Origin of the sequence: Rhodoferax sediminis, from assembly GCF_006970865.1 — a bacterium.
GTDB classification, from domain to species: domain Bacteria; phylum Pseudomonadota; class Gammaproteobacteria; order Burkholderiales; family Burkholderiaceae_C; genus Rhodoferax_A; species Rhodoferax_A sediminis.
In genome coordinates this window covers 3,805,978-3,824,894 of the sequence record NZ_CP035503.1, presented here as the reverse complement: position 1 = coordinate 3,824,894, position 18,917 = coordinate 3,805,978, and the positions used below count along the sequence as shown (strand labels likewise).

The 18,917-nt window shown below is 67.1% G+C and carries 17 protein-coding genes; 12 read left to right on the top strand and 5 right to left on the bottom strand.

What is annotated here, in order from left to right:
* Window positions 1-73 precede the first annotated feature (73 nt).
* The 12 genes from EUB48_RS18430 to EUB48_RS21440 all read left to right on the top strand — a co-directional run bounded on the left by EUB48_RS18430 (window position 74) and on the right by EUB48_RS21440 (window position 13,591).
* Window positions 74-1,468 carry a UDP-N-acetylmuramoyl-tripeptide--D-alanyl-D-alanine ligase gene (locus tag EUB48_RS18430; RefSeq protein ID WP_142821404.1) on the top strand — a complete coding sequence of 465 codons (1,395 nt, stop codon included), beginning with the start codon at window positions 74-76 and terminating at the stop codon, window positions 1,466-1,468.
* Window positions 1,458-2,636, top strand: coding sequence for a phospho-N-acetylmuramoyl-pentapeptide-transferase (mraY, locus tag EUB48_RS18425; RefSeq protein ID WP_142820494.1), 1,179 nt, complete (start codon window positions 1,458-1,460; stop codon window positions 2,634-2,636). The genes EUB48_RS18430 and mraY overlap by 11 nt, the downstream gene beginning before the upstream one ends.
* Window positions 2,637-2,639: 3 nt before the next feature.
* On the top strand, window positions 2,640-4,157 hold the full coding sequence (gene murD, locus EUB48_RS18420) for a UDP-N-acetylmuramoyl-L-alanine--D-glutamate ligase (RefSeq protein WP_142820492.1): 1,518 nt from the start codon (window positions 2,640-2,642) through the stop codon (window positions 4,155-4,157).
* Window positions 4,154-5,413: a putative lipid II flippase FtsW gene (gene ftsW / locus EUB48_RS18415; RefSeq protein ID WP_142820490.1), complete on the top strand. Its 1,260-nt coding sequence runs from the start codon at window positions 4,154-4,156 to the stop codon at window positions 5,411-5,413. Before murD ends, ftsW begins: the two co-directional genes overlap by 4 nt.
* Window positions 5,410-6,489 (top strand): undecaprenyldiphospho-muramoylpentapeptide beta-N-acetylglucosaminyltransferase, encoded by a 1,080-nt coding sequence (gene murG / locus EUB48_RS18410; protein WP_142820488.1) that lies wholly within the window; start codon window positions 5,410-5,412, stop codon window positions 6,487-6,489. Before ftsW ends, murG begins: the two co-directional genes overlap by 4 nt.
* Window positions 6,486-7,922, top strand: coding sequence for a UDP-N-acetylmuramate--L-alanine ligase (murC, locus tag EUB48_RS18405; RefSeq protein WP_142820486.1), 1,437 nt, complete (start codon window positions 6,486-6,488; stop codon window positions 7,920-7,922). Before murG ends, murC begins: the two co-directional genes overlap by 4 nt.
* Window positions 7,919-8,914 carry a D-alanine--D-alanine ligase gene (locus EUB48_RS18400; protein ID WP_142820484.1) on the top strand — a complete coding sequence of 332 codons (996 nt, stop codon included), beginning with the start codon at window positions 7,919-7,921 and terminating at the stop codon, window positions 8,912-8,914. Before murC ends, EUB48_RS18400 begins: the two co-directional genes overlap by 4 nt.
* Window positions 8,911-9,696, top strand: coding sequence for a cell division protein FtsQ/DivIB (locus tag EUB48_RS18395; protein ID WP_142820482.1), 786 nt, complete (start codon window positions 8,911-8,913; stop codon window positions 9,694-9,696). The genes EUB48_RS18400 and EUB48_RS18395 overlap by 4 nt, the downstream gene beginning before the upstream one ends.
* 25 nt (window positions 9,697-9,721) lie before the next feature.
* On the top strand, window positions 9,722-10,951 hold the full coding sequence (gene ftsA / locus EUB48_RS18390; RefSeq protein WP_142820481.1) for a cell division protein FtsA: 1,230 nt from the start codon (window positions 9,722-9,724) through the stop codon (window positions 10,949-10,951).
* Window positions 10,952-11,093: 142 nt separating this feature from the next.
* Window positions 11,094-12,326, top strand: coding sequence for a cell division protein FtsZ (ftsZ, locus tag EUB48_RS18385; protein WP_077563996.1), 1,233 nt, complete (start codon window positions 11,094-11,096; stop codon window positions 12,324-12,326).
* Between the two features lie 155 nt (window positions 12,327-12,481).
* The gene (lpxC, locus tag EUB48_RS18380) at window positions 12,482-13,405 is read left to right on the top strand and encodes a UDP-3-O-acyl-N-acetylglucosamine deacetylase (protein WP_142820479.1); all 924 of its coding nucleotides are present in this window, start codon (window positions 12,482-12,484) and stop codon (window positions 13,403-13,405) included.
* A gap of 9 nt (window positions 13,406-13,414) precedes the next feature.
* A complete protein-coding gene (locus EUB48_RS21440) occupies window positions 13,415-13,591 on the top strand; it encodes a hypothetical protein (protein ID WP_168226781.1) in 177 nt (58 codons plus the stop codon).
* 216 nt (window positions 13,592-13,807) lie between these two features.
* Here EUB48_RS21440 and ruvC read toward each other — a convergent pair whose 3' ends face one another.
* Genes ruvC through EUB48_RS18355 form a run of 5 tightly spaced genes read right to left on the bottom strand, consistent with a single transcriptional unit; the run spans window position 13,808 to window position 18,898 of the window.
* Window positions 13,808-14,356 carry a crossover junction endodeoxyribonuclease RuvC gene (ruvC, locus tag EUB48_RS18375; protein ID WP_142820477.1) on the bottom strand — a complete coding sequence of 183 codons (549 nt, stop codon included), beginning with the start codon at window positions 14,354-14,356 and terminating at the stop codon, window positions 13,808-13,810.
* 16 nt (window positions 14,357-14,372) lie between these two features.
* Window positions 14,373-15,104, bottom strand: coding sequence for a monofunctional biosynthetic peptidoglycan transglycosylase (mtgA, locus tag EUB48_RS18370; RefSeq protein ID WP_142820475.1), 732 nt, complete (start codon window positions 15,102-15,104; stop codon window positions 14,373-14,375).
* A gap of 7 nt (window positions 15,105-15,111) precedes the next feature.
* Entirely contained in the window at window positions 15,112-15,948 is an 837-nt protein-coding gene (aroE, locus tag EUB48_RS18365) for a shikimate dehydrogenase (protein ID WP_142821403.1), read from the bottom strand.
* Window positions 15,949-15,971: 23 nt separating this feature from the next.
* On the bottom strand, window positions 15,972-16,820 hold the full coding sequence (locus EUB48_RS18360; RefSeq protein ID WP_142821402.1) for an energy transducer TonB: 849 nt from the start codon (window positions 16,818-16,820) through the stop codon (window positions 15,972-15,974).
* Window positions 16,821-16,822: 2 nt separating this feature from the next.
* Complete coding sequence (locus tag EUB48_RS18355; RefSeq protein ID WP_142820473.1) at window positions 16,823-18,898, bottom strand: ribonuclease catalytic domain-containing protein; 2,076 nt, start codon at window positions 18,896-18,898, stop codon at window positions 16,823-16,825.
* Between the last annotated feature and the right edge of the window lie 19 nt (window positions 18,899-18,917).

Below are 18,917 nucleotides of genomic sequence, written 5' to 3'. Positions count from 1 at the left end.
CGAAAGCGCGAAGGCCCCCTTGGGGGGCAGCGCAGCACGCGAAGCGGCAAGCGTGGGGGCCACGTCTTCCCCCATGATGAGCTTGCAGCAGGCGCTGGCCTGGATTCCCGACGGCCGGCTCGTGGGCGACGGCGCGACGCCGGTGCAGCGCGTGCACAGCGACACGCGCACGCTGCAGGCCGGCGACCTGTTCGTCGCGCTCAAGGGTGAGCATTTCGATGCCAATGATTTTCTGGCAGACGCCAGGGCTCGCGGCGCGGCGGCCGCCATCGCGCAGCGCGGTCTGGCCGAGGCGGGTCTGGCCGGCATCGAAGTGGCCGACAGCAAGCGCGCCCTTGGCGCGCTCGCGGCCGGCTGGCGCGCGCAGTTCAAGCTGCCGCTGATCGCGGTCACGGGCAGCAACGGCAAGACCACGGTGACGCAGATGATCGCCGCGATCCTGCGCGCCTGGAAGCTTGATGCCGCGTTCGCCACCCAGGGCAACCTCAACAACGACATCGGCGTGCCGCTCACGCTCTTGCGCCTGCGCGCCGCGCACGAGGTCGCGGTGATCGAGCTGGGCATGAACCACCCGGGCGAAATTGCCACCCTGGCCGACATCGCCCGGCCCACCGTGGCGCTGGTCAACAACGCGCAGCGCGAGCACCAGGAGTTCATGGCCACGGTGCAGGCCGTGGCGTATGAAAACGGCGCGGTGATCGAGTCGCTGGCGGCCAGCGGCGTGGCTGTGTTTCCGGCGGACGACGCCTACACCCCGATCTGGACGGCGCTGGCGGGCACGCGTGCCTGCCTGAGTTTCGGCACCGCTGCTGGCGCCGATGTCAGTTTGGCCGTTACTGAGTGGACGCAGGGGCATTGGCTGGTGAGCGTGCAAACGCCCGCCGGACCGCTGGCTTACGAGCTCCATATCGCCGGCCGCCACAACGTGCGCAACTCGCTGGCTGCCGTGGCCTGCACGCTGGCCGCCGGTGTGCCGTTGGCCGCGATCGTGCGGGGCCTGGGCAGCTTCGAGCCGGTCAAGGGCCGCTCGCGCGCGCTGGGCCTCACGCTGGCGGGCCGCGCCATCACCGTGGTGGACGATACCTACAACGCCAACCCCGATTCGGTGCGCGCCGCCATCGAGGTGCTGGCCGAACTACCGGGGCCGCGCCTGCTGGTGCTCGGCGACATGGGCGAGGTGGGCGACCAGGGTCCGCAGTTCCACGCCGAGGTCGGTGCCCATGCCAGGGCGTTGGGCGTGGAGGCGCTGTTCACGCTCGGCGCGCAGTCGGCCCAGGCGGGCGCGAGTTTCGGCGCCGGCCGGCATTTCGACGATATCGCGGCGCTGAATGCTGCAGTGCTGGCCGATCTGCCGCGCCGCGCCAGCGTGCTGGTCAAGGGCTCGCGCTTCATGAAGATGGAGCGCGTGGTGCAGGCCATCACCGCTTACGCGCAACAACAAAATCAGGAAGAAGGCCATGCTGCTTAGCCTCGCCCAGTGGCTGCAAACCCTGTCCCCGGAGTTCGGCGGCTTTCGGGTGTTCCAGTATCTGACCTTTCGCGCCGTGATGGCGGCCATGACGGCGCTGCTGATCGGCCTCGCGGCGGGCCCCGCCGTGATCCGCCGCCTGACCGAACTCAAGATTGGCCAGCCCATCCGCGGCTACGGCATGGAATCGCACCTGAGCAAAAGCGGCACGCCCACCATGGGCGGCGTGCTGATCCTGCTGTCGATCGCCATCTCGACCCTGCTCTGGTTCGACCTCTCGAATCGCTTTGTCTGGATCGTGCTGCTGGTCACGCTGGGCTTCGGCGCCATCGGCTGGGTCGACGACTGGCGCAAGGTGGTGAACAAGGACCCCGAGGGCATGCGCTCGCGCGAGAAGTATTTCTGGCAGTCCGTGATCGGCCTGGTGGCGGCGCTGTACCTGGTGTTCAGCATTTCCGAGAACTCCAACCTGCGGGTGCTGGAGCTGTTCTTCGATTGGGTCCGCTCGGGCTTCGATGTGAGCCTGCCGCCCAAGGCCGGCCTGCAGTTGCCGTTTTTCAAGGAGACCAGCTACCCGCTGGGCGTGTTCGGGTTCGTGTTCCTGTCCTATCTGGTCATCGTGGGCGCCAGCAACGCGGTGAACCTCACGGACGGGCTGGACGGACTGGCCATCATGCCGGTGGTGATGGTGGGCTCGGCGCTGGGCGTGTTCGCCTACGTGACGGGCAGTGCGGTGTACTCCAAATACCTGTTCTTTCCCCACATTCCGGGCTCCGGCGAGCTGCTGATCTTCTGCTCGGCCATGGCCGGCGCCGGCCTGGCTTTTTTATGGTTCAACACCTACCCGGCACAGGTCTTCATGGGCGACGTCGGCGCGCTGGCGTTGGGCGCGGCGCTCGGCACCATTGCGGTGATCGTGCGCCAGGAAATCGTGCTGGCCATCATGGGCGGCATCTTCGTCGTCGAAGCCGTCTCGGTGATGGCTCAGGTGATGTATTTCAAGTACACCAAAAAGAGGTTCGGCGAAGGCCGCCGCATCCTCAAGATGGCGCCGCTGCACCATCACTTCGAGAAGAGCGGCTGGAAGGAAACGCAGATTGTGGTGCGCTTCTGGATCATCACCATGCTGTTGTGCCTGCTCGGCCTGTCCACCCTGAAACTGAGGTAAGACGTGCGCCCGCTTGAAAACCAACACGTTCTCATCCTCGGCCTGGGGCACTCCGGCCTGGCGATGGCGCGCTGGTGCGCGCGCTGTGGTGCGCAGGTCACGGTGGCGGACACGCGCGAGTCGCCGCCCCAGCGCGAGGCGCTCACGCGCGATGTGCCGGCCGCACATTTTGTCAGCGGCGCGTTCGATGCGGCGCTGGTGGAAGGCTCATCCGTGCGCGCCGTGTTCAAGAGTCCGGGCCTGGCGCCGGCTGTGGTTGCTACGGTTTCAGGAGCTGCTCGCGCACAAGGGTTGTGGGTTGGCGGTGAATTGGACCTCTTTTCTCAGGCGCTGGCCGAATTGAAGCAAAGCCAGCGTTACGCGCCCAAGGTGCTGGCCATCACCGGCACCAACGGCAAAACCACTGTCACCTCGCTCACCGGCCAGTTGATCGAGCGCGCCGGAAAATCGGCCGTCACCGCGGGCAACATCGGCCCGACACTGCTGGACACGCTGACACAAAGGCTGGACGCGGGCACGCTGCCCGAGGTCTGGGTGCTGGAGCTCTCCAGCTTCCAGCTCGACGGCCTGAAAGACTTCGAGCCCACGGCCGCCACGGTGCTCAATCTGAGCCAGGACCACCTCGACTGGCACGGCACCATGCAGGCCTATGCGGAGGCCAAGTCACGCGTGTTCGGGCAGCACGCGCTGATGCTGCTGAACCGCGAAGACCCGCAGGTGATGGCCATGCTGCCAGCGCCGGTCAAAGCCAAGGGCGGCAAGACGGTGCAGCGCGACTACCTCACGTTCGGCGGCGACATGCCGCAGCGCCCCGGCGATTTCGGCATCGAGCTGGTCAACGGCATGGCCTGGCTGGTGCGCGCGCTGGAGGCCGACGAAACCATCAAGAAGCGCAAGGGTGACGAGCCGGAGATCCACATCCAGCGCCTGATGCCGGCCGATGCGCTGCGCATCCGCGGCCGTCACAACGCGGTGAATGCGCTGGCCGCCCTGGCGCTGGCCGGTGCCGCCGGCTGCGCGCTCGGTCCGCTGCTGTACGGGCTGCGGGAATACCGCGGCGAGGCGCACCGCGTGGAGCCGATCGGCATCGTGCACGACGTGGAATATTTCGACGACAGCAAGGGCACCAATGTCGGCGCCACCGTCGCGGCGCTGTACGGCCTGGGCGCCGAGCGCCGCGTGGTGGTGATTCTGGGCGGCGACGGCAAGGGGCAGGACTTCGCACCGCTGGCCGCGCCGGTAACGCGTCACGTCCGGGCGGCCGTGCTGATCGGGCGCGACGGCCCGAAAATTCGCGCCGCGCTCGAGGTCACCGGCGTGCCGCTGATCGAGGCGGACACGATGCAGGATGCCGTGCTGCAGGCTAGCCGGCAGGCCCGCTCTGGCGACGCCGTGCTGATGTCGCCGGCCTGCGCCAGCTTCGACATGTTCGACAACTACGGGCACCGCGCCCAGGTGTTCCGCGACGCGGTGGCGGCGCTGGGCGCACAGGCCGGCATGCCACTGGAGGGCGCCGCATGAAGGCCGTCCTGCAGCAGATTTCGGGCTGGTTCGGTGGCCTGCCGAGCGTCACGGCGCAAGCGCTGCCGGTGCGCATTGGCGGGGCTGACTTTGGCGGAAGAAGCCGCGCGCGCGCGAGCATGGCCGGCTTCGACCAGACCCTGCTCTGGGTCACGGTGGCGCTGCTGGCCTGGGGCCTGGTGATGGTGTACTCGGCCACCATTGCGATGCCCGACAACCCCCGGTTTGCGCGCTACGCACCGACGCATTTCCTGATGATGCATGTGCTCTCGCTCGCGGTGGGATTCGTGGCCGCCCTGATCACGTTCCAGATTCCGCTCACCACCTGGGAAAAGGTGGCGCCCTGGCTGTTTGTGGCGTCCCTGCTGCTGCTGGTTGCCGTGCTGATTCCGCACATGAGCCACAGCGTCAACGGCGCACGCCGCTGGATTCCTCTGGGGTTCATGAACTTTCAGCCCTCCGAGCTGGCCAAGCTGGCCATGGTGATCTATGCCGCCGACTACATGGTGCGCAAGATGGAAGTGAAGGAAAAATTCTTCCGCGCCGTGCTGCCGATGGCGGTCGCCGTGGCGGTGGTCGGCGTGCTGTTGCTGGCCGAGCCCGACATGGGCGCCTTCATGGTGATTGCCATCATCGCCATGGGTATCCTGTTCCTGGGCGGCGTGAACGCGCGCATGTTCTTCCTGATCGCGACCCTGCTCGTGGTGGCGTTCAGCCTGATGATTGCCACCTCCGAATTCCGCCGTGAACGCATCTTTGCCTACCTGGATCCGTGGACCGAACACAACGCGCTGGGCAAGGGCTACCAGTTGTCGCACTCCCTGATCGCGATCGGCCGCGGCGAGATCTTTGGCGTGGGGCTGGGCGGCAGCGTGGAAAAGCTCCACTGGCTGCCCGAGGCGCACACCGACTTCCTGCTGGCGGTGATCGGCGAGGAGTTCGGCCTGGTCGGCGTGCTGTGCGTGCTCGGCCTGTTTTTCTGGCTGATCCGGCGCATCATGCACATCGGTCGCCAGTCGATCGCGCTGGACCGGGTGTTCGCGGGGCTGGTGGCCCAGGGCGTGGGCATCTGGATCGGCTTTCAGGCCTTCATCAACATCGGAGTGAACCTGGGTGCGTTGCCGACCAAGGGCCTGACCCTGCCGCTGATGAGCTATGGCGGCTCGGCCATCCTGATGAACCTGGTGAGCATCGCCCTGGTGCTGCGCATCGACTACGAGAACCGGCAGCTGATGCGGGGAGGGCGGCGCGCATGAACCAGAAATGCGCCCTGGTCATGGCCGGCGGCACCGGTGGCCACATTTTCCCGGGTCTGGCAGTGGCGCAAGCCCTGCGCGAGCGCGGCTGGCGCGTGCACTGGCTTGGCGGGCGCGGCCGGCCGGGCCACCCGAGCATGGAAAGCCAGCTGGTGCCGCCGCGTGGTTTTGCCTTCGAGAGCATCGATTTCTCGGGCGTGCGTGGCAAGGGTGTGAGCACGCTGATCCTGCTGCCGTTGCGCCTGTTCAAGGCGTTCTGGCAAAGCCTGCAGGTGGTGCGCCGCGTCAAGCCCGATGTGGTGGTGGGGCTGGGCGGTTACATCACCCTCCCCGGGGGGCTGATGAGCGTGCTGCTCGGCAAGCCGCTGGTGCTGCACGAGCAGAACTCGGTGGCCGGTATGGCCAACCGGGTGCTCGCCCGTGTGGCCGCGCGCGTGTTCACCGCCTTCCCCGATGTGCTGAAAAAGGCCCGGTGGGTGGGCAACCCCCTGCGCACGGCATTCACCTGCCAGGCCGATCCGCAAACGCGCTTTGCCGGGCGCAGCGGCCCGCTGCGCCTGCTGGTGGTGGGCGGCAGCCTCGGCGCGCGCGCACTCAATGAGGTCGTGCCGCAGGCGCTGGCCCTGATTCCGCAGGCGCAGCGCCCCGTGGTCACGCACCAAAGCGGCGCCGCGCAAATCGACGCGTTGCGCGCCAATTACGCGCGTGCCGGCGTGACTGCCGAGCTCACGCCCTTCATCGACGACACGGCGCAGGCCTTTGCCGACGCCGACCTGATCGTCTGCCGCGCCGGCGCCAGCACCGTGACCGAAATTGCCGCGGTCGGTGCGGCCGCCGTCTTTGTGCCGTTCCCCTCGGCGGTGGACGACCACCAGACGGGCAACGCCCACTTCCTGGTGGCGCAGGGCGGCGGCTGGCTCGTGCCGCAAAGCGACCTGAGCCCCGAGCGGTTGGCGCAGGTGCTACAAAAAACGGAGCGTCCTGCGCTGCTGGCGTGTGCGCTAAAGGCCAAAAAGATGCAAAAAATACATGCCACACGCGATGTGGTCACCGCCTGCGAGGAGCTGGCCTCATGAAGCACGCCATCAAACGTATTCACTTCGTCGGCATTGGCGGCGCGGGCATGAGCGGCATTGCCGAAGTGCTGTTGAACCTGGGCTACACCATCTCGGGCTCCGACCTGTCCGACAGCGTCACGCTCAAACGGCTGGGCGGCCTGGGGATCAAGACCTTTGTCGGCCATGCGGCCGAGCATGTGGTGGGCGCGGACGCCGTCGTCACCTCCACCGCCGTGCGGCAGGACAACCCCGAGGTCATCGCTGCACGCGGGAAGAAGATCCCGGTGGTGCCGCGCGCCCTCATGCTGGCCGAGCTGATGCGTCTGAAGCAGGGCATCGCGATTGCCGGCACGCACGGCAAGACCACCACCACCAGCCTGGTCGCCAGCGTGCTGGCCGAGGCCGGGCTGGATCCGACCTTCGTCATCGGCGGGCGCCTGAACAGTGCCGGCGCGAACGCCCGGCTGGGCAGCGGCGACTACATCGTGGTGGAGGCGGACGAGTCGGACGCCTCCTTCCTGAACCTGCTGCCCGTGATGGCCGTCGTGACGAATATCGACGCGGACCACATGGAAACCTATGGCCACGACTTCGGCAAGCTCAAGGCCGCGTTCGTCGATTTCCTGGCGCGCATGCCCTTCTATGGCACCGCCATTTTGTGCACCGACGATGCCGCCGTGCGCGAGATCGTGCCCGAGGTCACCTGCCCGATCACCAGCTATGGCATGAACGAGGACGCGCAGGTGCGGGCCCTCGACGTGCGTGCGGTCGGCGGACAGATGCACTTCAGGGTGCAGCGGCGCAACGGCGTCACGCTGCCCGACCTGGACATCGTGCTGAACCTGGCCGGCGAGCACAACGTGCGCAACGCGCTGGCGGCGATCGCAGTGGCGGTGGAGTTGAATGTGCCCGATGCGGCCGTGCAGAAAGCGCTGGCGGAGTTCCGCGGCGTCGGGCGCCGCTTTCAGCGCTATGGCGAGGTGCCGGCCAGAACGGGTGCCGGCACCTTCACGCTGATCGACGACTACGGCCACCATCCGGTCGAGATGGCCGCCACGCTGGCCGCCGCGCGCGGCGCCTTTCCGGGCCGGCGCCTGGTGCTCGCCTTCCAGCCGCACCGCTATACCCGCACGCGCGACTGCTTCGAGGATTTCATCAAGGTCATCGGCCGGGCCGACGCCGTGCTGCTGGCCGAAGTGTATGCGGCCGGCGAAGCGCCGATCGTGGCGGCCGACGGCCGCACGCTGGCGCGCGCACTGCGGGTCGCCGGCAAGGTTGAGCCGGTGTTCGTGGACGACATCGCCGACATGCCGCAGGCCATTCTGGACAACGCGCTGGAGGGCGACGTGGTGATGTGCATGGGCGCCGGCACGATCGGCACGGTGCCGGCCAAGGTTCTCGAGTTGCTACAAAAACAAGAGCAGACTGTGCAAGCGAGGCAAGGGCTATGAGCCAGATTCTTTCAAACTTCGGGAAGATCGAGGCGAGCAGCCTGGGCCGGGTCGCGGTCCTGCTGGGCGGCCAGTCGGCCGAGCGCGAGGTTTCGCTGATGTCGGGCCACGGCGTGCTGCTGGCGCTGCGCACGCGCGGTGTCGACGCTCACGCCTTCGATCCGGCCGAACGCGACCTGGGTGATCTGAAGCGCGAAGGTTTTGCGCGCTGCTTCATCGCGCTGCATGGTCGCTACGGCGAAGACGGTACGGTGCAGGGCGCGCTGGAGCTGCTCGGCATTCCCTACACCGGAGCGGGCGTGATGGCATCGAGCATCGCGATGGACAAGGTCATGACCAAGCGGGTCTGGAGTGCCGAGGGCCTGCCCACGCCCAGGTATGTGTGCCTGGCACCGGATCAACAGACGCACCAGCAGGTGCTCGCCGTGCCGGACGAGCTGGGCCTGCCGCTGATCGTCAAGCCGCCGCGCGAGGGCTCCTCGATCGGGGTCACCAAGGTCAAGGGGTATTCGCAGATGCAGGACGCGGTGCGCCTGTCGGCCAGTTACGACCCGGACGTGCTGTGCGAAGAATTCATCGAGGGCGAAGAGGTCACCTGCCCGGTGCTGGGCCGCGGCGCCGGCGCGCGCGCGCTGCCGGTGATCCGCATCAATGCGCCCGACGGCGCCTACGACTACCAGAACAAGTACTTCACCGACACGGTCCAGTACCAGTGCCCGAGTGGCCTGCCCGCGGCCGAGGAGCGCGAGATCCAGCGCCTCGTGCTGGCGTCGTACCGCACCCTCGATTGCCGCGGCTGGGGCCGTGCCGACCTGATGATCCGCGCCAGCGACCGCAAGCCCTTCCTGCTGGAGATGAACACCTCGCCCGGCATGACGGGCCACTCGCTGGTGCCGATGTCGGCCCGGGCCGCGGGCATCAGCTACGAGGACCTGTGCGTCGGGGTGCTCGCGCTGGCGACGCTGGACTACAAGCCAAAGGCCAGCACATGACCGAATCGCTGCCCGTGCCGTTCGACGTCAAGATCATGAACCTGACCGCCTCGGTCCTGTTCCTGGTCTGCGGCGCCATGGTGCTGGCGGCGGCGGCCTGGTGGGCTGTGCGCAACCCGGTGTTTGCGATCGGCCGCATCACGGTGCAGGGCGATCTGGTGCACAACAATGTCGTGACCTTGCGTGCCAACGTCACGTCCCGGCTCAGCGGCAACTTCTTCACGGTGGATCTGGCGCGCGCGCGCAGTGCCTTTGAAGCCGTGCCCTGGGTGCGCCGCGCCGTGGTGCACCGCGAGTTTCCGAATCGCTTGCAGGTGGTGCTGCAGGAGCAGCAGCCCGTCGCGTACTGGGGCGCCGACAGTGAATCCACCCTGCTCAACAACTTCGGCGAAGTCTTCGAGGCGAATACCGATGACATCGACCAGGATGACCTGCCACACCTGAGCGGCCCCCTCGATCAGGCCGCGGACGTGCTGGCGATGTACCAGACGCTCGCCCCCCTGTTCGCGCCGCTGGACACCACGCTGGAGCGGTTGAGCCTGTCGGCGCATGGCGGCTGGCGCGCGCAGCTCGACAGTGGCGCCGCGATTGAGCTCGGGCATGGCACGCCCGATGAGTTGACGGCGCGGGTGCAGCGCTTTGTGCATACGCTGACCCAGGTGACCTCGCGCTACGGCCGCACGGCGGCGGCGGTGGAATCGGCAGATTTGCGCCACCCCGACGGTTACGCGCTCCGGCTGGCCGGCGTGACCACGGTCAGCCTGGATCCCAAGAAAAAGTAGCGGCAACAGAGAAAACGGAATTCATATGGCAAAAGAATACAAGGACCTGGTCGTTGGACTGGACATCGGAACCGCCAAGGTCATGGTGGTGGTGGCCGAGGTGCTGCCCGGCGGCGAGCTCAAGCTCGCGGGGCTCGGCGTGGCGCACAGCAATGGTCTCAAGCGCGGCGTGGTGGTCAACATCGACGCCACGGTGGCGAGCATCCAGCAGGCCCTGCGCGAGGCCGAGCTGATGGCCGACTGCAAGATCACGCGGGTCTACACCGGCATCACCGGCAGCCACATCCGCGGCATGAATTCCAGCGGCATGGTGGCGGTGAAGGACAAGGAAGTGACGCCGGCCGACGTGGCGCGCGTGATGGAAACCGCCAAGGCCATCAACATCTCCAGCGACCAGCGCCTGCTGCTGGTGGAGCCGCAGGAGTTCGTGATCGACGGGCAGGAGGTCAAGGAGCCGATCGGCATGAGCGGCATCCGGCTGGAAGCCAAGATCCATATCGTGACCGGGGCGCAGAGTGCGGCCGAGAACATCATCAAGTGCGTGCGCCGCTGCGGGCTCGACGTGGACCAGCTGATGCTGAATGCGCTGGCCTCCAGCCAGGCCGTGCTGACCGAGGACGAGCGCGAACTGGGCGTGGCGCTGGTGGACATCGGCGCGGGCACCACCGATGTGGCGATCTTCACCAATGGCGCGATTCGCCACACCGCGGTGATCCCGATTGCCGGCGACCTGATCACCAGCGATATCGCGATGGCGCTGCGCACCCCGACCAAGGACGCCGAAGACATCAAGGTGGAGAGCGGTTATGCCAAACAGCTGCTGGCCGATCCCGACACGCAGGTCGAGGTGCCCGGCCTGGGCGACCGCGGTCCGCGCATGCTGAGCCGCCAGGCGCTGGCCGGCGTGATCGAGCCGCGCGTGGAAGAAATCTTCTCGCTGGTGCAGCAGGTGGTGCGCGAGTCGGGCTTCGAGGAGGTGCTGTCCTCGGGCATCGTGCTCACCGGCGGCAGCTGCGTGATGCCCGGCATGGTCGAGCTGGGCGAGGACATCTTCCTGAAACCGGTGCGCCGCGGTAATCCCAAGTATTCCAGCGCGCTGGCCGACATGGTGGCGCAGCCGCGTGCGGCCACCGTCATGGGCCTGATGGAAGAGGCCCGGCTGGCGCGCCTGCGCGGCTTCAAGGTGGCACAGAAAAATGGTTCCATGAAGACCGCGTTCGGGCGCTTCAAGGACTTCGTGGTGGGGAATTTCTGATCATGCAAAAAACCTCTTCCCTGGCCCGTGGCCGCCCGCGATGGCGATGGCGACGCACCGGCCCGCCCTCGTGAATTCATTGACACACATTGAAAAAAATTTTGGCAACTGCAAGGTATCTGGAATATCCAAGGAGAAATATATGAGCATCGAAATGATTGAAGTGGAAGAGTTCAACCTGGGCACGCAGATCAAGGTGATCGGTGTCGGCGGTGGCGGCGGCAACGCGGTCGACCACATGATCCTGCGCAATGTGCAGGGCGTTGAGTTCATTTGCGCCAACACCGATGCGCAAGCCCTGAGCCGCTCGGCCGTGCACAAAACCATCCAGCTCGGCCAGACCGGCCTGGGTGCGGGCAGCAAACCCGAGAAGGGCCGCGAGGCCGCCGAAGCCGCGCTTGATGAAATTCGCGCGGCCATCGACGGCGCGCACATGCTTTTCATCACGGCCGGAATGGGCGGCGGCACCGGCACCGGCGCGGCCCCCGTGATCGCGCGCGTGGCCAAGGAAATGGGCATCCTCACGGTCGGTGTAGTGACCAAGCCGTTCGACTTCGAGGGCGGGCGCCGCATGACGAATGCGGACCAGGGCCTGGCCGAACTGGAGGCCAACGTCGATTCGCTGATCGTGGTGCTCAACGAGAAACTGCTCGAAGTGCTGGGCGACGACGTGACCCAGGACGAAGCCTTCGGCCACGCCAACGACGTGCTGAAGAATGCCGTGGGCGGGATTGCCGAAATCATCAATGTGCCGGGCCACCTGAACGTCGACTTCGAAGACGTGCGCACCGTGATGAGTGAGCCCGGCAAGGCCATGATGGGCACCGCCGTCGCCGGCGGCCCGGACCGCGCGCGCATCGCGGCCGAGCAGGCCGTGGCCTGCCCGCTTCTGGAGGGCATCGACCTGTCGGGCGCCAAGGGCGTGCTGGTGCTGGTGACGGCGACCAAGGGCTCGCTCAAGCTGAGTGAATCCAAGCTCGCCATGAACACCATCCGCGCCTATGCCGCACCCGACGCCCACGTGATCTACGGCGCCGCCTACGACGACAACCTGGGCGACGAGATTCGCGTTACCGTGGTGGCCACGGGTCTGAGCCGCCAGGGCATGCGCCGCACCGCGCCGCCGCTGCAGGTACTGCGCACCGGCACCGACAACATTCCGTTCAATGTGCCGAACCTGAACTCGGCCCTGGCGGGCGTTGGCGGCGCCGGCGCGATGCACGCGGGCAACGCCCAGCCCGACTACGGCAACATGACGGTGCCCAGCGTGTGGCGTACCAACCGCACGCAGGCGGCGGCCAAGGTCGATGCGCTGTCTTCCGGCGGCATGGATGACTTCGAGATCCCGGCGTTCCTGCGCAAGCAGGCCGATTGATCTGGCCCCCACGCTCCCTCACTGCGTGTGGTCGCTGCCCCCCGAGGGGGCCGTCGTCGCCTTGGGGCGGCCCGGCGGCGACTGGGCTGCTTCTCGATAAAGGTCAAACGCGCTGGTGGAGTGCACGCTCCAGCCAGTGCTTTTAAAATCGCGGCATGCTCCAGCAGCGAACCCTCAAAACGTTGACCAGTGCGGTCGGCGTCGGCGTGCACAGCGGCCAGCGGGTCGAGCTCACCCTGCGGCCCGCGCAGCCCGACACCGGCATTGTGTTTCGCCGCGTGGATTTGCCGGTGCCGGTGGACATTCCCATGCTGGCCACTGCCGTGACCGATACCCGCATGGCCACCACCGTGTCGCACGGTGCGGGCAAGGTTGCCACGGTGGAGCACCTGATGTCGGCCTGCGCCGGCCTGGGCATTGACAACCTTTACGTGGACATTACCGCCGAAGAAGTGCCCATCATGGACGGCTCGGCGGCGTCGTTCGTGTTCCTGCTGCAAAGCGCCGGCATCGCGCTGCAGAACGCGCCCAAGCGTTTCATCCGCGTGGCCCAGCCGGTCGAAGTGCGTGAAGGCGAGGGCGCAATGCTGAAGTGGGCCCGGCTCGAGCCCTTCAACGGCTACAAGCTCAGCTTCGAGATCGACTTCAACCATCCGGCGGTCGATTCGTCCGGCCAGCGCGTCGTGTTCGACCTGAGCACCGGCTCGTACAGCCGCGACATCGCGCGCGCGCGCACCTTCGGCTTCACCAAGGACGTGGAGATGCTGCGCACCCACGGCCTGGCGCTGGGCGGCGGGCTCGACAACGCCATCGTGATCGACGACTACAAGGTGCTGAACGCTGATGGCCTGCGCTACGACGACGAGTTCGTCAAGCACAAGATCCTCGACGCCATGGGCGACATGTACATGCTGGGCAAGCCGCTGCTGGCCAGCTACAGCGCCTTCAAGTCCGGCCACGCGCTGAACAACAAGCTGCTGCGCGAGCTCCTGTCGCGCCCCGACGCCTACGAGGTTGTCACGTTCGACGACGAGAAGCTCGCGCCCAGCGGCTTTTCCCAACTGGCCCGGGCCTGGTAGCCGCCCGCCATGGCGCTGTTTCGCGGGCTCTTCTTCGTGCTGCTGCTCGGCGCAGCGATTTCCTTTGCGCTCTACGCGGTCACCGGGCAGTCCAAATACAGGAAATTCGGACTGCGTATCGTCATCGGCACCCTGCTTGCCGCCTTCGGTTTCTTCGCGGTGCTGATCGTGCAGCGCCTGGCGTAACTGGCCCCCACGCTTGCCACTGCGTGTGCTGCGCTGGGCTCGCGTAGCGTCCGTGCGCGCAGCTGTACAGTGGAGCGAGCCCATGCCGGGCCTGCGCTATGCACGTTCCGAGGCATCACGCTGCTGCCCGGCCCCGAGGGGGCTTGCCTCGCTTGGGGCGGCCCGGCGCTACGGCCGATAGCCCCCGCGCTTGTCGCTGCGTTCGCTGGACCGGTCTTACCGGCTGCGCCCCGCTTTGTACATGCCGCTGCTCTTGCGCTGCAGCTCTGTGGCCTGCGCCAGCCGGTGCATGGACTGGCCCACATGCGCGTGCGTGATGGCCAGGCCGAGCGCGTCGGCCGCGTCGGTGCCGGGCAGGCCGGGCAGTTGCAGCAGCCGCTGCACCATGGCCTGCACCTGCGCCTTGGCCGCCTTGCCGTGACCCGCCACCGCCTGTTTCATCTGCAGCGCGGTGTATTCCGCCACCGGCAGGGCGCTGCAGACCAGTGCCGTCACGCAGGCGCCGCGCGCCTGGCCCAGCAGCAGCGTGGCCTGCGGGTTGACGTTGACGAAGACGATCTCGACCGAGGCCGCATCGGGCTGGTAGCGCGCCACCACCTCGGTGATGCCGTCGAACAGCACCTTCAGGCGGGCCGGCAGGTCGCCGCGGTCCAGATGCGTGGTCCGGATGGTGCCGCTGGCCACATAGCTGAGCGCCGAGCCGGCCGCGTCCACCACGCCGAAGCCGGTGGTTTGCAGGCCGGGGTCAATGCCTAAAATTCGCATGGTGCCAAGTTGGCGCTCACGGCAATTCGGCGTCGCGCATGCGCGCCACGATGGTGGACGCGCGGCTGGACAGGTAGCCCGAGCGGGGCACCTTCTCGAAATACTTGGGCCGCGGCAGCATCACGGCCAGCCGTGCGGCCTCGTAGGCGCTGAGCTTCGATGCGGTTTTGCGGTAGTAGTGCTGGGCCGCAGCTTCGGCGCCGAACACGCCTTCGCCCCATTCCACGCTGTTCAGGTAAATCTCCAGGATGCGCTGCTTGCCCAGGATGTGTTCGAGCAGCATCGTCAGCACAAATTCCTGGCCCTTGCGCAAGAGCGTGCGCTCGCCCGAGAGAAACAGGTTTTTCGCCAGCTGCTGGCTGATGGTGGAGCCGCCCACGATCTTCGGCGGGCGCTTGGCGGGGCGGGCCTGCAGCGCGCGCCGCGCGGCGAGCTCTTCGGCCTTGGCATTTTTCTGCCAGGCCTTCTCGATGGCTTCCCACTCGACGCCATCATGATTGACGAAATCGTCGTCCTCCGAGGCGATCACGGCACGCTTGAGGTTGTCCGAGATCTGCGCATACGGCACCCACTGCTGGCGCCAGCGCAGCTCGCCGTGCTCGCGCGCCAGGCGCCACGCCTCCGAGCGCTGGAACGTGGTGGACTCGGGGTGCACCACCAGCATCAGCGCAATGCGCGCCACAAAAAACAGTTGCAGGGCGAGGAAGGCGGCGATGAGCAGGCCGATCCAGCGCAGCAAGGGGTTCATGCGCGCTTCATTCCATGACGGCGCGCAACTCGGCGAGCACCTGCGCGGAGGGCGGGCGCACGCCGCGCCAGATCAAAAAGGCTTCGGCCGCCTGCTCCACCAGCATGCCCAGCCCGTCGCGCGGGACGGCGCCATGCTCGAGCGCCCAGGCCATGAAGCCGCGCGCGGCGGGGCCGTACATCATGTCGTAGGCCAGCGCGCCGGGCCTCAGGACGCTGCCCGGAACCGGCACGCCGGCGCCGCTGAGGCTGCTTGCCGTGGCGTTGATGATGACGTCAAATTTGCCCTGCAACCCTTGCAGGTCGGGCGTCAACAGCTCTGTTTTTTGCAGCAAGGCCAGCGCCTGGTGGCGCTCGGCCAGGGCCACGGCCTTTGCGTGAGTGCGGTTCGCAATCGCGATGCGGGCGGGCCGCGCCTCAATCAACGGGCCCAGCACGCCGGCCGCGGCGCCGCCCGCGCCGATCAAGAGCACGTCACGGCCCGCCAATGCCAGGCCCGCGTTGCGCTGAATGTCATCCACCAGCCCGATGCCATCGGTGTTGTCGGCGTGGATGCCGCCGGCTTCGAAGCTCAGGATGTTGGCGGCGCGCGCCAATTCGGCGCGCGCGCTCACCCGGGTGGCCACGGCCGCGGCCTCGAACTTGAACGGCACCGTGATATTGCAGCCGCGGGCCGTGCCGGCGGCATCGTTCATGAACTCGCGCAGCGACGCGGCAAAGTTGGCCAGCGGAATCAGCCGCTTGCCATAGTGCAGGCGCTGCCCGGTGAGTTCGGCAAAGCGCGCGTGAATCCACGGCGACTTGCTGTGCTCCACCGGGTTGCCCATGACGCAGTAAAGATCCATGTTCATTCGTTGCGCGCGCCGGTTCACTGACCGGTCAGCCTGGTCTCGAGCGTTTCGTCGCGCGTGAAGCGAAAGCGCGAGACCACCACGATCTGGTCGGCCTGGCGCCGCATGGCGTCGCTGAAATGACCGAACGGCCCGGCGCTGCGCGCAATCGCCTCGGCGCGGCGGTCCAGCGCGGGACTGCCCGAAGGATCCACCACTTCGGTGGACACCACGCGCCCGTCAAAGTTGACGGTCAGGATCATGGTCAGCTCGCCGTACAGCTTCTTGCCGCTGATTTCCGGAAAATGCTCGGTGCCGCGGTTCTCGATCTTGTGGCGCAAGCCGTCGTAGTACACCGCATAGACCTCCTCGCGCGTGGCCGGACTGATGTAGCGTTTTTTGGGGCGCGCGTTTTCTTCGTTGACGCGCCGCTCGATCTCGGCCAGCAGCTTGACCAGCTGGCGCCGCTTGTCCTCCCGGGCCTGGGCTTCGGGGTTGTCGCTGGCCTCCTTGGGGTCGGCCGGCGGCAGCGCGGCGAGCAGCCTTTTGACCTGCGTCAGCATCAGGCTTTGCTGCTGCTGCAGCGCCTCGACCTTGCGCTGCGCATCTTCGGCGGCATCGCCCATTTCGGTCAGCGCCGAGGGCGGCAGCGGCGTGGTCGCGCGCCCCTTGTCGGCCTCGCCGCCGCCGGCCAGTGAGGCCTGCGCGATGGCCGTGGCCTTGTCCGGGTGCTCGTTCGATTTGGCATTGACCAGGATGACTTCCAGCGGCGTGTCCTGGAACACGCGGTTGAAGCCCTCCGGGTCCACGAAGCGCACGGTCAGCAGCCCCGCGTGGACCGCGATGGATGCGCCAAGCGCCAGCTGGAGGGTGCTGAAGGACCGCAGTTTCACGGGGATGGATTATCGCTGGTGGCCGCCTCGGTTTTCGCCTCAGCCTCGGCTTCGCTCACGTCCACGGCAATGGCGATCGGGCCGGCCACGGCGTCGTCCTCATCCTCGCTGCCTTCGTCCTCTTGCGAGGCCGCCTCGGGCGCCTGATCCAGCCGCTCGATCACCGTGCCGTTCACGTCCAGCGTGATCTCGTCGATCGCGCCGAGCTTCACGCGCACGCGGGCGCCGCGCGGCAGGCTTTGCGTGCCGAGCACGGGCAGCACCAGCGGCAGTTCGTCGGCGCGCACCAGGCCTTCCTTGAAGACGGTGCCGGTCAGCTCGGTAATGCCCTGCTGCTGCACATACTTGAGCGTCCAGAAGCGCTCCATGCCGCGCTGGTAGTCGTTGTAGGCGGCGTAGGTCGCGTCAAAGCTGGAAATGATGGAGAACAGCTCGGCGGCCTTGGGTTTGAACGGCGCGGCCAGCGCGGCCGTTTTGCCATGGCGCGCGCAGGCGATGATCTGCCACTGGTTCACCAGGTCGGTGTAGCGGCGCAGCGGCGAGGTGCTCCAGACGTAGCTCTTGACGCCGATGCCGGCGTGCGGCAGGGCCTTGGTGCCCATGCGCACCTTAACGCCGGGCAGCAGGCTGGCCTGGCTGCGGTAGATGCCCGGCACACCCAGCTCGGCCAGCCAGTTGCCCCAGGTGCTGTTGGCCAGGATCATGGCCTCGGACACGATCAGATCCAGCGGCGCGCCGCGCTGGCGCGTGCCGATCTGCACCTGCTCGCTGCCAGTGGGTTCGGCCCCATCGTTACCGACCAGCTTGAAGTTGTAGTCGGGACGGTTGAAGGTCTCGGGCTTGCCGCGCACCACTTCGCGGGCGGCCTTCAGGTGTTTCGCCAGGCGGTATAAAAATGAGAGCTGCTCGCGCGCCATGGGCGGGGGCTGCAGGCCGTTTTGATGCGAAAAGTCCGGATTCTCCAGCCAGTCGGCCGTGACCACCGCGTCGAGCTGGTCGTGGCGCAGATTCGCGGCAACCGGCACGCGCTCCAGTCTGGTTTCGGTGGCCTGGACCTCCAGCGTGACCTCGTTCAACGTGACGTACAGCGACACGGCCGGGCAATTGCGCCCCGCCAGGAGCGTGTAGCTCTGCACCACGTCGTCGGGCAGCATGGTGACCTTGTAGCCCGGCATGTACACGGTGGACAATCGCGTGCGCCCGAGCTGGTCGATCGGGCTGCCCGGCGCAATCGCCAGGCCCGGCGCCGCGATATGGATCCCCAGCGTCACCGTGCCGCTGCCCAAGCCCTGCACCGACAGCGCATCGTCGATTTCGGTGGTGTGCGAGTCGTCGATCGAGTAGGCCCGGCAGGTCGCCAGCGGCAGCTCGTCCGTGATCGCGGGCGCCTGCAGCGCGGGGAAGCCCGTGCCCTTGGGAAAGTTCTCGAACAAAAAGCGCTTCCAGTGGAACTGGTAGGGCGAGTCGATCGCGCCAGCCTGCTGCAGCAGCGCCAGTGGCGCCGTGTGCGTGGCGCGCGACGCCTCGACCACGGCCTTGTACTCGGGCGCGTTCTTGTCGGGGCGGAACAAAATCTTGTAGAGCTGCTCGCGGATCGGTGTCGGGCACTGGCCCTGGCCCAGCTCGGCGGCCCAGGCGGCAATCTGCGCCTGCAACTGCTTTTTCTTCTCGATACCGGCCAGCGCCTGCTGCAGGATCTCGGCGGGCGCCTTTTTGAAGCGCCCCTTGCCGGCGCGGCGAAAGTAATGCGGCGCCTCGAACAGGCGAAACAGCGCGGCGGCCTGCTCGACCAGCGTCGCCTGCTCGCTGAAATACTCGCGCGCCAGCTCGGCAAAGCCGAATTCGTCGTCGGGCGCGAATTCCCAGGCCAGCTCCAGCTCGATGTCCTGGCTCAGGGCCTGCGCCTGGCGCACCAGCTCGGCGGGCGCGGGCTTCTCGAACTTGAGCAACAAATTCGCGGCCTTGACCTTGACGCGCTTGCCGCTGTCCAGCTCCACCTGCGCGGACGATTCCGCCTCGGACAGCACGCGCCCGGCGTGGAATTTGCCGGTTTCTTCAAACAATACAAACATGGGCGCTATTGTCCCCGTA

Bases quoted from the DNA above. Each gene is read 5' to 3' on its own strand.
- EUB48_RS18430 (WP_142821404.1), top strand. From the start codon at position 74: ATGATGAGCTTGCAGCAGGCGCTGGCCTGGATTCCCGACGGCCGGCTC.
- mraY (WP_142820494.1), top strand. From the start codon at position 1,458: ATGCTGCTTAGCCTCGCCCAGTGGCTGCAAACCCTGTCCCCGGAGTTC.
- ftsW (WP_142820490.1), top strand. From the start codon at position 4,154: ATGAAGGCCGTCCTGCAGCAGATTTCGGGCTGGTTCGGTGGCCTGCCG.
- murG (WP_142820488.1), top strand. From the start codon at position 5,410: ATGAACCAGAAATGCGCCCTGGTCATGGCCGGCGGCACCGGTGGCCAC.
- murC (WP_142820486.1), top strand. From the start codon at position 6,486: ATGAAGCACGCCATCAAACGTATTCACTTCGTCGGCATTGGCGGCGCG.
- EUB48_RS18400 (WP_142820484.1), top strand. From the start codon at position 7,919: ATGAGCCAGATTCTTTCAAACTTCGGGAAGATCGAGGCGAGCAGCCTG.
- EUB48_RS18395 (WP_142820482.1), top strand. From the start codon at position 8,911: ATGACCGAATCGCTGCCCGTGCCGTTCGACGTCAAGATCATGAACCTG.
- ftsA (WP_142820481.1), top strand. From the start codon at position 9,722: ATGGCAAAAGAATACAAGGACCTGGTCGTTGGACTGGACATCGGAACC.
- ftsZ (WP_077563996.1), top strand. From the start codon at position 11,094: ATGAGCATCGAAATGATTGAAGTGGAAGAGTTCAACCTGGGCACGCAG.
- lpxC (WP_142820479.1), top strand. From the start codon at position 12,482: ATGCTCCAGCAGCGAACCCTCAAAACGTTGACCAGTGCGGTCGGCGTC.
- EUB48_RS21440 (WP_168226781.1), top strand. From the start codon at position 13,415: ATGGCGCTGTTTCGCGGGCTCTTCTTCGTGCTGCTGCTCGGCGCAGCG.
- ruvC (WP_142820477.1), bottom strand. From the start codon at position 14,356: ATGCGAATTTTAGGCATTGACCCCGGCCTGCAAACCACCGGCTTCGGC.
- mtgA (WP_142820475.1), bottom strand. From the start codon at position 15,104: ATGAACCCCTTGCTGCGCTGGATCGGCCTGCTCATCGCCGCCTTCCTC.
- aroE (WP_142821403.1), bottom strand. From the start codon at position 15,948: ATGGATCTTTACTGCGTCATGGGCAACCCGGTGGAGCACAGCAAGTCG.
- EUB48_RS18355 (WP_142820473.1), bottom strand. From the start codon at position 18,898: ATGTTTGTATTGTTTGAAGAAACCGGCAAATTCCACGCCGGGCGCGTG.